At 60.6% G+C, this 12069-nt stretch carries 10 protein-coding genes and 3 pseudogenes; 8 read left to right on the plus strand and 5 right to left on the minus strand.

Annotation, left to right across the window (positions count from 1 at the left end):
* The first annotated feature begins 13 nt into the window (after positions 1 to 13).
* From QN224_RS32785 to QN224_RS32795, 3 genes are all read left to right on the plus strand, one after another.
* Positions 14 to 433 carry a cupin domain-containing protein gene (locus tag QN224_RS32785; protein WP_269281879.1) on the plus strand — a complete coding sequence of 140 codons (420 nt, stop codon included), beginning with the start codon at positions 14 to 16 and terminating at the stop codon, positions 431 to 433.
* Positions 434 to 553: 120 nt separating this feature from the next.
* Entirely contained in the window at positions 554 to 1390 is an 837-nt protein-coding gene (locus QN224_RS32790) for an alpha/beta hydrolase (protein WP_283980072.1), read from the plus strand.
* Between the two features lie 275 nt (positions 1391 to 1665).
* The gene (locus QN224_RS32795; protein WP_283980073.1) at positions 1666 to 2871 is read left to right on the plus strand and encodes an NAD(P)/FAD-dependent oxidoreductase; all 1206 of its coding nucleotides are present in this window, start codon (positions 1666 to 1668) and stop codon (positions 2869 to 2871) included.
* 127 nt (positions 2872 to 2998) lie between these two features.
* Here the strand turns inward: QN224_RS32795 and QN224_RS32800 are convergent.
* From QN224_RS32800 to QN224_RS32820, 5 genes and pseudogenes are all read right to left on the minus strand, one after another.
* Positions 2999 to 3199: pseudogene (locus QN224_RS32800) on the minus strand (D-alanine--D-alanine ligase A); the annotation flags it as partial.
* Positions 3200 to 3214: 15 nt separating this feature from the next.
* Positions 3215 to 4651, minus strand: a complete 1437-nt coding sequence (locus tag QN224_RS32805; RefSeq protein ID WP_283980074.1) for a mechanosensitive ion channel family protein — start codon at positions 4649 to 4651, stop codon at positions 3215 to 3217.
* Between the two features lie 135 nt (positions 4652 to 4786).
* Positions 4787 to 5135, minus strand: a pseudogene (locus QN224_RS32810) (transposase); the annotation flags it as partial.
* 258 nt (positions 5136 to 5393) lie between these two features.
* Positions 5394 to 5948: an OmpA family protein gene (locus QN224_RS32815; protein WP_283980075.1), complete on the minus strand. Its 555-nt coding sequence runs from the start codon at positions 5946 to 5948 to the stop codon at positions 5394 to 5396.
* The gene (locus QN224_RS32820; protein WP_283980078.1) at positions 5945 to 6619 is read right to left on the minus strand and encodes a L,D-transpeptidase; all 675 of its coding nucleotides are present in this window, start codon (positions 6617 to 6619) and stop codon (positions 5945 to 5947) included. The genes QN224_RS32815 and QN224_RS32820 overlap by 4 nt, the downstream gene beginning before the upstream one ends.
* Positions 6620 to 7347: 728 nt before the next feature.
* Between QN224_RS32820 and QN224_RS32825 the strand changes: the two genes are divergently transcribed.
* The 5 genes and pseudogenes from QN224_RS32825 (at position 7348) to QN224_RS32840 (ending at position 11900) form a co-directional block, all read left to right on the plus strand.
* Entirely contained in the window at positions 7348 to 7989 is a 642-nt protein-coding gene (locus tag QN224_RS32825; protein WP_283980079.1) for a peroxiredoxin-like family protein, read from the plus strand.
* A gap of 550 nt (positions 7990 to 8539) precedes the next feature.
* The gene (locus QN224_RS32830; RefSeq protein WP_283980076.1) at positions 8540 to 9811 is read left to right on the plus strand and encodes a c-type cytochrome; all 1272 of its coding nucleotides are present in this window, start codon (positions 8540 to 8542) and stop codon (positions 9809 to 9811) included.
* 47 nt (positions 9812 to 9858) lie between these two features.
* The gene (locus QN224_RS34205) at positions 9859 to 10194 is read left to right on the plus strand and encodes a twin-arginine translocation signal domain-containing protein (protein ID WP_369292628.1); all 336 of its coding nucleotides are present in this window, start codon (positions 9859 to 9861) and stop codon (positions 10192 to 10194) included.
* Positions 10195 to 10321: 127 nt separating this feature from the next.
* A pseudogene (locus QN224_RS32835) lies at positions 10322 to 10597 on the plus strand (chromate transporter); the annotation flags it as partial.
* 73 nt (positions 10598 to 10670) lie between these two features.
* Entirely contained in the window at positions 10671 to 11900 is a 1230-nt protein-coding gene (locus QN224_RS32840; protein ID WP_283980077.1) for an MFS transporter, read from the plus strand.
* Positions 11901 to 12069 lie beyond the last annotated feature (169 nt).

The raw sequence follows: 12069 nt of genomic DNA on the forward strand, positions 1-12069 counted from the left end.
AAGGAGTTTCGACATGATCAAGTCAATCTTTGCCGCCGTTGCCATGACGGCTCTCTTGTCCGCTGCCGCCGCTGCTCACGACGTCGGCGATAAGGATGCTTCGGTCACGCTGGTTTACGAGCACGAATTGCCGAATGTTCCGGGCAAGAGCATGAAAGGTGTTCTCGTTGAATATGGTCCCGGCGGCTTCTCCTCGGCACACACGCATCCGGAGTCGGCCTTCATCTATGCGACTGTCCTGGAGGGCGCCATCCGCAGTCAGGTCAACGACGGTCCCGTCAAGACCTACAAGGCGGGCGAGAGCTTCTCTGAAATGCCGGGAGACCGCCACGGCGTCAGCGAGAATGCCAGCGAGACCGAACCGGCGAAACTGCTGGCTGTTTTCGTCGTCGACAGCAGCGAGAAGGAACTGACCTTCCCGATCAAGGAGTAGGCGAGAGGGCCAGCTGTCGTCTGCGGCATCTGGCCTCTCCCGATGGTTAAAAATCACTGCTGGTGGGCCCTTCCACGCAGCGGACGCTCACCAGCGACAATTCACTAAAGGAGCAAGCCAATGGCATATGTTACCACCAAGGACGGCGTCGACATCTTCTATAAGGACTGGGGTCCGAAGGGCGCACAGCCGATCATGTTTCATCATGGCTGGCCGCTGAGCTCGGACGACTGGGATGCTCAGATGCTCTTCTTCCTCTCCAAGGGTTATCGCGTCATCGCCCATGATCGCCGCGGCCACGGCCGCTCCTCACAGGTCTCCGAAGGCCACGACATGGATCACTATGCAGCGGATGCCTTCGCCGTCGTCGAAGCGCTGGACCTGAAGACTGTCGTCCATATCGGCCACTCCACCGGTGGCGGCGAGGTCGCCCGCTATGTCGCAAAACACGGCGAGCCGGCAGGCCGTGTTGCCAAGGCGGTCCTGGTCTCCGCCGTTCCGCCGCTGATGCTCAAGACCGAAGCCAATCCGGAAGGCCTGCCGATCGAAGTGTTCGACGGTCTCCGTGCCGCGCTTGCTGCAAACCGTGCCCAGTTCTTCCGCGACTTCCCGACCGGTCCCTTCTATGGCTTCAACCGCAGCGGCGCCACGGTGCAGGAAGCGGTGGTCCAGAACTGGTGGCGTCAGGGCATGATGGGCAGCGCCAAGGCTCATTACGACAGCATCAAGGCCTTCTCGGAAACCGATCAGACCGAGGACCTGAAGGCCATCACGATTCCGACACTGTTGCTACACGGTGAGGACGACCAGATCGTGCCGATCTCGGACTCCGCGCTGAAGTCAGTCAAGCTTCTGAGGAATGTCACCTTGAAGACCTATCCGAACTTCTCGCACGGCATGCTGACCATCAATGCCGATGCGCTGAACGCCGATCTACTGGCCTTCGTCCAGGCTTGACGTCCTCAAGGGCGAGCTGCGGCAATCAAATGCCGCAGCTCATTTCTAAGGAAACTGTTCGCCATGGACATCGGCAACGATCCCATCTGGTGCCCGGGTTGATCGCGCCTGTGCTGAGGCTGGTTGCGACCGGCCTGGAGCAGGTAGGTGATAGGCGCCATCGCGATCTCGCCTCACCGACCGCATCGTCATCACTCGAAACCTGCGTCGCCGCTCAACAAGAGCGGCAACGATGACGTGCGGCCGTTTGGAACCAAAACCCAGGAGTAGATAACATGAGACTCGTCATTGTAGGCGCCGGCTTCGCCGGTATGTATGCCGCTCTTTCCGCAGCCCGCCTGCGCGACATCGAAGACGTTTCGCCCGAAGAACTCGAGATCGCGCTGGTAGCTCCTCAGCCGATGTTGGTGATCCGCCCTCGGCTTTATGAGCCGAAGCCCGAGACCCTTACCGCGCCTTTGAAGGAGGTGCTTGACGCCGTCAACGTGGTCTACGTGCAAGGCAGCGTCGAAGCCGTCGACACCAAAGCCCGCGCCGTGGACGTCCTCAATGCCAAGGGGGAGCGCAAGTCCCTTTCCTATCATCGCCTGGTGATCGCAACCGGTAGCCGGCTGTTCCGCCCGAATATTCCCGGCCTCGCAGAACACGGCTTCAGCGTCGACAATCTCGATGACGCAATCGCCCTCGACCGCCACCTGCACAAGCTTGCGACTATGCCCGCCTCAAAGGCACGCGACACCGTCGTTATTGCAGGCGCCGGCTTTACAGGAATCGAGGCGGCAACGGAAATGCCTTCACGCCTGCGGACCATCTTCGACAAAAACGTCAAGCCGCGCGTAATTATCGCCGATCGTGGCCCTGCAGTCGCCCCGGACATGGGTGAATATTCTCGCCCTATCATTGAGGACGCACTGCGCAAAGTCGGCGTTGAGACGCGGCTCGATGCCGGCGTCGCATCGCTGGACAAATCCGGCGTCACGCTGAGCACCGGCGAGCGCATCGAAGCGGCGACCGTGATCTGGGCGGCAGGTTTTCGCGCCAATCCGCTGACAACGAAAATTCCCGCAGCGCGCGACAATTTTGACCGGCTGCTCGTCGATAAGTGCTTGCGCGTGCTGTCCGTGCCTGGCGTCTTCGCCACCGGCGACGCGGCGCGCGCCGCATGCGATGACATCGGCAACTATGCACTGATGTCGTGCCAGCACGCCACCCGCATGGGCGCCTTCGCGGGCAACAACGCAGCCGCCGAACTGCTGGGTGTGCCGAGCCGGTGCTATCACCAGAAGGCCTACGTCACCTGCCTCGACCTCGGCGAAGCCGGCGCAATCTTCACCCGCGGCTGGGACCGCAAGGTGGAGTTGGTCGGCGAGAGCGCCAAGAAGACCAAGCAGGAGATAAACCAGGTGTGGATATATCCGCCGAAAGCCGAGCGTGCCGCGGCGCTGGCCTCAGCTGATCCGGAGCGCGTGACGGATCTGTAAATGCCTCACGCGATAAGAGCTGCGCCCTGCGCAAGCGCGCAGCTCACTCCAATCTTCGAGCAAACTGGCAGTCCTCGCGGCCATGCGCACGCCCCAGCGCTGCGGAGACGAAGCTCCGGCGGCACTTTTTCAAAGCGGCGCCGTCCTCGTCGATATATTTGGCGTCGTAGCTGTAGAAACCGTGGCTTTCGGCCGGCAGGATCTCGCCGGGACGGGAAACCAAGAGGCCGCCTTCTGGATCCTTCAGCACGCTCAACTCGATCTCGCGGCCGCGGATGAACTCCTCGGCCAGAAGCTTGCGGTCGTGCGCCGGTGCCTGCCTGAGCGCACCGCCACTCCTGCCCTATCGCCCCAGGATACCGTGGACTTTGCGAACGAAGGCATGCTTTCCATCAACAGACCCATTGCCGGCTGCAGGCGCACGCCCCGCAAGGCCGGCGAGATGCCGGGAAAGATGGTTCTGGATGGCCGGATAATCCTCCAGCAGGGGCACGAGGGTCGGGCCATCGATCTCATAGACCTCTACCTCGGTCAGGGCTTCGAATGAGATGGCCTTGCCGTCGATCCCCTCGACTTGTGCGAAGATCGCGCCCGGTGCCAGTCGCGTCACCTCCGCGCCGTTGCGATGTGCGGCGACGACGCCCGAGCGAACAATCATCAGACTTGTTTCCGCCCCAGCGAGCACTCGGTCGCCGGACCGATATTGCCGGGGACGCGCCGCGGCGTCCAGCTTCTCCAGTTCTTCCAGTTTCAGATCAGCGAAGATCCAGTTGGCCCGAAGCAGGTCCTTCACCGTCTCCGCGGTTCCTGGCCATGCGAGGGCGTTCTCCATGACGACCGTGGCCGTTGCTGGCGGCGCGAGCGACAGGTCCATCGCCGTGCATTGCCGGTGGACGAGATCGATGAGTTCGTTTCGGGCGGCATTCCGGTCGGAGGGACGGCTGACGCGGTATTGCAGCTCGATCTCGACCGCGATGGCGTCGAGGCCCATGAGAGCGACACCGGGAGCAGGATCGTGAACGATGTGGTTTGCCCCGATCATGGCCCGCCGCATCGCCTCGGCGATAAAGGATGGCGGATGTGTTGGCCTCACACGGAACGTCAGGATCTGCAGGTGCGTCTCGTCGGGGCGGGTGATGTTCGTCAGCCCGACCTTCGCCAGCACGCTGTTTGGCAGGACGACGATATTGTTTGCCGGCGTGAGGATATGGGTCGAACGCCAGGTATTCTCAACCACCCGCCCTTCGACACCGTCGGCAAGAATGATCCAGTCGCCGATGCCGTAGGGGCGTCCCAGTGTCAGCGCCACGCCGGAAAAGACGTCGTTCAATGTGCTCTGCAAGGCAAGCCCGAGAATGATCGCGATGACGCCCGAGGTCGCGACCAGTGTTCCGATCGCAATGCCGAATACGAAGGAGAGGATGGAGAGCGTCACCCCGAGATACACGCCCGCGACGAACAGGTCCTGAAGCAGCCGCGCTTCGATCGGCCTGCCATCGAGCACAATGTAGATGCGGATAAAGCCGATGGTGGACCAGGCCAGATGCACCCACCAGAGCAACTTGGCTGCGACGAGAGTACCGCCGACTTCCTGTATTGGCTCGAACTTGAACGGAGAAATACGGTTCCCGGCCAAAATCGCCGTCATCGCCAGGAAAAATGCGATCTGGACCACGAGGCGCGCATTCGGACGACCGCGCCCCTGCAGATGCCAGATGATAATGCTTGCGACACCCAGCGCGATAACCTGGACAAGAGGCGAGACAAGCAGGTCAAACATTCGCGGAAATGCCTTCTGAAAGCGGGTTGGCGGGCCGGCGCGGCGCGGCAGCCGAAGCACTTTACGTCAACCCATAGACCAGCCGCTTTTGCGTGTCGACGGTGAAGACCGCAAGCTATCTTTTTGCAGAAAGCGTTGCTGTTCCTCGCTCTTCACGGCGACAAACCGCATGTTTGGGCGCTGCGCCGCCTCGCAGATCGCCTCCGCATCGACGGCATCGTTCTTGTTTCGCTTCACGAAGGGCTCCACATAGGCTGGCGGATCAACCGGACCGTATGGCCCATGTCCATCAGCTCGCGACCCCAGTGATGGGCATCGCCACAGGCTTCCAGGGTGACGGTGCAGGCAGGCTGGGCGGCAAAAAAGTCCAACACCTTTCCCCGGCTGAGCTCTTGCTGAAAAGCGCGTGACCGCGCTCGTCGGCACCATGTGCATGGAAAACATTCCACGCGATATCCAAACCGATCGTGGTACCCTCAGGCACGGACGCCTCCCTCCAATGGTTGCAACAACGCCATTCTGGCACAGCGATGCCGTCGGGGGGCGTCAACCCCATCACCCTCCCTTGACGCATGGGAACCCGGAAGGATCGACCAATGCGGACATCTGCGGTGAAGGCGCTGAATCAAATGGGCCTTAGCGGACAGGCGGCGGTTAACCCGCCATCGAAATGCATTTGCACCCATTTCGCTGAGGGGTTTGATGCGAGGCAAAATAGACCTATCCGCGAGGCAACCTGCGATCAGAGTGCGTCGCGCTCGGTGCGCAGGTTGGAGACGACGCGCCGGTTCTGCACCATGCAGGAGCGGTCCGTGCAATCACGGACCTCGCGGTCGTTGCCGTAACCCTTGGCCCACATGCGGTTGGCATCCACGCCCTTCGAGACGAGATAGGCCATCGCTGCGTCGGCGCGTTTCTGCGACAGCGTCACCATCTTTGACGCGGACCCGGAATCGTCGGCAAATCCCTGCAGCTTGATCAGCCAACGCGGGTTGCTGTTGAGCCAGATGGCCTGCTTATCCAACGTTGCCATGGCGACCGAATCGAGCGTGGCCGAGTCCTTCGTGAAGTAGGTCCGTCGGCCCACATTCAGGATGAAGTCCTCTTCGCTGCCGGCCACGACATTTTCGAAACCGGGCGCCGGATCGTTGGTTTGTCCGGTCATCGGCGCCGCGCCCGGCTCTTCCAAAGCGGCGATTTCAGTGGTGTTGCAGGCGGCGAGCGTCAGGAGCATGGCCGCGGTGGCAAGCAGCCGCGTATATCCGATCAAAGCAGACATTAGCGTGATATTCCTCATTCAACCGGGGTTGCTTGGCTGACCTGAGCGGCACCTTCAGCCTGGTCGGCTATGTGCGGCAGTACTTGCACCGCGGTGCCAATGGGGCAACGCTGATATAGGTCAATTGCATCTTCGTTGAACATGCGGATGCAACCGCTGGAGGCATCCTTACCGATGCTGCCCGGCTCCAGCGTACCGTGTAAGCGATAGCCGGTATCGACACCATCGCGAAGCAGGTACATGGCGCGCGGGCCAAGCGGGTTCTTTGGCGAACCTCCCGCGACCGATTCAGGCAGTTCCGGGTGGCGCTCACGCATCTCCGGCGGTGGCGTCCAGCGTGGCCAGAGCGATTTCTGGTCGATCGTGGCGCGGCCATACCATTTGAAGCCCTCGCGCCCGACACCGACGCCATAGCGGATGGCAGTCTTGTTTTCCATGATCAGGTAGAGAAAATGGTGCCTGGTATCGACAACGATGGTGCCAATCGGCTCGCTGCTGAAGTATTTGACAACCTGGCGGCGCCACTTCTTCTCTATCTTGGCAAAGTTGGTGCTTCGGAACGTTACGCCATTGTCGACGGTGGTGCCGGAAAAATAGGAAGACGCCGCTGCGAATGTGGATTTCTGGACCACCACCGTGCCAAGTGACGCTAAACCACCAAGCACAATATCCCTGCGCATCCACCCCATCGGCAATATCCCCCTGTAAAGCCAAGCAGCGAAGTGGCAGTAAACCAGATTTTTCATTTGCCACAACATAAAATTGCGCGGCTGTCTTAGGTAGAACGGTGTTTGGTCTCTCTAGGGGGTCTGGCGCGTCTTCCGCTCAATCTTCGACCGGTATGTTCGCCTGGAGGGCAAGCTCAAGAGTGTCCGGTCGCTACGGCGCTCGCTACAATTCCGCATGCATGTATTCTACATCCTGTCGCGATCGAACCGGAAGATTCGACCCGTTGACGACCTTGATCGTCGCAGACCTGAGCGTCCAAAACGAGGTCGGGTACCGGACCTTCGCAACAGCATTCACGAGTGCTCTCATGTGAGGTCATTCGCAATATTTGGCGTCCAGTCATCCGAGGCCGCCCGAGTTTCAAGACTTGAATACTGGGAGGTGCACCAGCCGGCGAGAAGGCAATCGAGATCTGTGACCAACGTGAGCATCTGGCGGTGCCGTTGCTCGTCCTGGCGCAAATCCACCAATGCCACGCCGGAGCTCGCGGTCCGTTTTTATCGCGAGCGCTCATGAAGGCTCGGGCGAGGAGCGAACCACAAATGTCTTTTCCATGCTAAGATAGATTTGCAACGCTTGATCTCGAGCTCGGCAATGTGGCAACGGCCGAACGCTAACTTACCCTGGCGCAGGAGCACGGGTTCAATCGCGAAGCGTTTTCTTGACTGATTGGGGCAAGGAGGTTGTCATGTCCACGAGTAGTGTGGACCGCCCGCTGCGGCCAGGCGACCGGGCACCGAATGTTGTTTTCGATGCGATCTCGCGCGAAGGCAAGATTGCGCTCAATGATTTTCGAGGCAATAGCCCGTTGCTGATCGGTCTGTTTCGCGGCCTACATTGTCCGTTCTGCCGGCGCCATGTCGCGGCGATGGCGCAACTCAAACCGGCCCTGCATGAGAAAGGCGTCGAATGCCTGGCGGTCGTCAACACGCCGGTCGAACGCGCGCGGCTCTATTTCCGTTACCACCCGACACCAAATCTTCTCGCGGCGTCTGACCCGGAGCGGGCCTCGCACCGTGCTTTCGGCTTGCGTGAGGTGGGGATGGACACGGTCATGGCGATACGGGTCCATCTCCCGGGAGAGTTGCCCGAGCCTATGGACGTAATGGCAATGAACGAGTTTCTCAACAAGAAGGAAGGATATGAGATTACGGAAGCCGATCAGCAGATGATGGCTTCCGGCCAGGCGCAGCTTGTCGGTCAGTTCCTACTGGATCGGGCAGGAATCGTACGATGGAGCTTCACTGAAGTTTTGGAGGTTGGCTATACGTTCAGCGCGCCGAATCCCGAGGAACTGATGTCGGCAGCTTCCCAAGTCGCACATCAATAGGCTGCTGAAAAACTGGCTCGACGACCACTGTCCTGTGGTGATCCCGTCGGTTTGAGCCATCCTCAAGGTGTTCAAGCGCGGCGGGTAAGGAAGGTCTCGTGTAACGGCCGCTGCACCGGGAGTATTTCTTTGACGGCGCGGCACGGGGCCGTGCTTAGGCTCCATCGCATCATGGGTCGGCTGCGGCGGGATTTCCGCTGCCTGAATGGCCGCGGCTTCTTCTACTACCAGGATGAGGAGAGCCACCGCCAAAACGGCGTCATTGCCTTCCGGCGGAGCGTCAGGATCAGGGTGGCGCTGAGCGCCCCATCATTGTTATTGCCGCGGATCGCATACTCGCACACTGGCATTGCGGGTGCGCGGATTAGGTGTACCATGATCCATTGGTCGGTTTTGCGCTTCGCGCGCAACGGGGACCCGCGAAACTCTACATGACCGCCGATTGCCACTCATGTCTTGGGAGGGACGTGTGATGCAAAGGCGTGGGCGAAATACTGCTTTATTTCTTTCATTTCTGCTGTCGACAGCTTTCATTCCCGCCGCTGCTCAAATGAGCAAGAAGGCGACAAGCGGCAAGAACTTTGACGCCGCGGTCGCCGATCAGGCAAAGCGGTTTCTGGAAGAAGGACGCGAGACGTTCCGCTTCGACACATTCGGCAGCGAGGACTTTTGGGGCGGCAAGGTCAAGCTCCATGAGGCCATTGGGGGCGAAAAGGCCGGTGGCGTCGGGCCAGGCCTCAGCCCGGAGAAGGCTCTCGAGCTTGGTCTGAAAGTCGATGTGAACGCGATCCCGAAGGAGGTGGCCGAAGCGCTGAACAAGGGTGAAGTTGATCTCAAGGACCCAGCCAGCACGCTCGTCCTGCTCAAGTCCAATGCCGTTGTTGGCGTCACTGGTTTCTTCAGCGGAGACGGCAAAACGTTGAGATCGGTGGGCATTCAGTGCTCCCTGTGCCACTCGACGGTCGATGACGCCTATGCACCCGGTATCGGGCACCGCCTCGATGGCTGGCCCAACCGTGACCTCGACATCGGCGCGATCGTCGCCCTGGCGCCCGATCTCACCGCCTTTACCGACATGCTGCAGCTTAGCGAAGACGAGGTGAAAAAGGCGCTCGCGGCTTGGGGACCTGGGAAGTTCGACGCCGAGCTCAATCTCGATGGCAAGGCCTTCCGGCCGGACGGCAAGACCGCCGCCACGCTCAATCCTCCAGCTTTCGGGCTGGCGGGCGTGAACAACCACACCTGGACGGGCGCCTGGGGGACGGTGAGTTATTGGAACGCCTACGTCGGCAATCTCGAAATGCACGGGAAAGGCGTCTTCTACGATCCGAGGCTGGACGATGCCGAAAAATATCCGGTCGCCGCCAGGACGAAACAGGGCCACAAACAGGACAAGGAAGACCGGATCACCGCAAAGCTGCCTGCGCTTCACTTCTACCAGCTTGCGCTGCCTACGCCGCAGCCGCCGGAAGGGGCCTTCGACAGTGCCGCTGCGGACAAGGGGAAGGCCCTCTTCAACGACAAGGCCAAGTGCGCCACTTGCCACGTTCCGCCGATCTTCACCGAGCCGGGATGGAACTTGCACAAGGCGGAGGAGATCGGAATCGACGATTTCCAGGCGATGCGCTCACCGGATGAACGATACCGAACGGCGCCCCTTCGTGCCCTCTGGGATATGGAAAAGGTCCATAAAGGAGGGTTTTACCACGACGGGCGGTTCGCGAGCCTTCGGGACGTCGTGGACCATTACGACCGCCACCTCGAACTCAAGCTGACTGACCAAGAAAAGAGCGACCTAATCGAATACCTGAAGTCGATTTGATCTGTGCTTTCAGGTGACGTGGCGGTCGCGCGACGGGAGGAAAGATCATGAAAAAGGACCATGACGATGTGAACCACAAGTCCACAGCCGGAGATTCAACCCGAAAGCTTTCCCGCCGGAACTTTTTGAAGATTTCAGGGACTGGGGCTGCAGTTGCCGGAGCCGTCGGACTCACCTCTTGCATGACAAGTCCGCGCATGGCGCCCGTGGCGCGTGGCGCGGGAACTACCCCGAAGCGTGAGGCGGCTTACCAGAATTCTCCCAACCGGGGCCGCCGCTGTGCGGGATGCACCCATTTCCTCGAGCCAAACGCATGCGAGATCGTTGCCGGCGAGATCAGTCCCAATGGCTGGTGCCGGTTTCACGAACCGCGGCGGACCTGAAGGACTGAACCGCACGAATTGAACACGGCTTGCCGAGAGTTGCTCGTTTGCTTGAACGAGCAACTCGGTGGTCCTCAGGCTGGCTCTCATCGCCTCGCGCGGCGTTGGCTGTCAGCAAAGCAGCAATGCGATCACTGCCGCGGTCGTGGGCGTCATCCTCAATCTGGCGGTATAGTTCGCGCTGCACGTGTTGTTCGGTGAACTCTACGTAGCGCGCGGGCTCGGCATGACGATCGATGCCCGGTATTGAGTTCCGTCCACGTCGCCTCGCTGATGCTGACGCCTGGGGCGATGCTCGCAGTGTTCCGCTTCAGGATTGGTGACGGTATTGGCCGGCTGCTCGTTCATCGGCCTTTCCTATGGATCCCTCATGGGGTGTGTCGAGCCCACCAATCCGGTCTAAGCTGAGACACTCCTAGCGCACAGTGGTGAGCGGTGCGCGAGTCCGGCTCCTCGACAAGACGCGATCGAAAATAATGCGACCCGTTCGAAGCATTCATCCGACCACATACCTCTTTGCGGCGCGAGCCTTACGCGATTTCGCGGACGGTTTCGTCGCCATATTGCTGCCGGTCTATCTGCTCGCTCTTGGATTTTCGCCGCTGCAAGTCGGTGTCATCGCCACGGCATCACTCTTTGGCTCGGCGTTCTTGACGATCGTGGTCGGGTTTCTGGGCGCGCACCGCGATCTCCGCGGGTTGCTCCTGGGCGCCGCGAGCCTGATGGTCGCCACTGGTGCAGCCATGACTGTGATCAACGATTATGCGCTGCTGCTGGTCGTCGCATTTGCCGGCACGATTAATCCATCGGCCGGCAGTGTGAGCGTCTTCCTGCCACTGGAGCACGCGGTGCTCACGCGCGAAGTGGCGAGTGTCGAGCGCACGAGGATGTTCGCTCGCTACAGCCTCGTTGGTTCGCTCGCAAGCGCGTTTGGCGCCCTTGCCGCAGCCCTGCCTGACTTGATCACGCCGCTCGGGCTCGGGCAACTGACCGCCATCAAGCTGATGTTCATTCTCTATGCGCTCTTGGGTCTAGCGGGCGCCGTACTTTATGCCCGCATACCCCCGCGCATCACCGGCGACGAGCCCCCGAAAGCAGTGCTTGGCCCTTCGCGCGCTATCATCTTCAAGCTCGCTGCCCTGTTCAGCCTTGATGCTTTCCCTGGCGGGTTCGTGGTCCAGTCGTTGCTCGCCTTGTGGCTGTTCGAGCGGTTCAATCTATCGCTCGCGGAAGCCGGGGTGTTTTTCTTCTGGTCGGGCGTGCTGTCGGCGTTCTCCTTTCCTGTCGCCGCATGGCTATCGAAGCGGGTTGGGCTCATCAATACGATGGTGTTCACTCACATCCCGTCGAGCATCGCTCTGATGCTGGCGGCATTCGCGCCAACCTTGCCGTTGACGCTTGCCTTGCTGCTCATTCGGGCGGCGCTCTCGCAGATGGACGTGCCGACACGCTCTTCTTACGTGATGGCGGTCGTGACGGAGGCGGAGCGTGCTGCCGCGGCGAGTTTCACATCAGTTCCCCGAAGTCTTGCGGCGGCTGCCGGCCCTGCACTCGCAGGTGCTCTCTTCGCCGCGTCATATCGATCCTGGCCCCTCCTCATCTGTGCGGCACTGAAGATCACCTACGACCTGCTACTGCTGCTGCAATTCCGGCACGTGAAGCCCCTGAGGAGTGTTGAGCCAAACGCGTCCGTGAAGAGCCACTGACGAGTCCCGCAAAGTCCGCTCATTGAGGCAAATAAGACATGAGCCTGGCGGCAGCCGAGCTTCCGCTTTCCCATCTGTGGACGCCCCGCAAGACGCAAGCGGTTTTTTCGGCGGTCGGCACGTTGTCGGATGCTGCCATCTGTCCGGCCTCTTGGTGCAGCGCAAAGGC

Origin of the sequence: Sinorhizobium sp. 7-81 (assembly GCF_030124405.1) — a bacterium.
Lineage (GTDB): Bacteria > Pseudomonadota > Alphaproteobacteria > Rhizobiales > Rhizobiaceae > Sinorhizobium > Sinorhizobium psoraleae.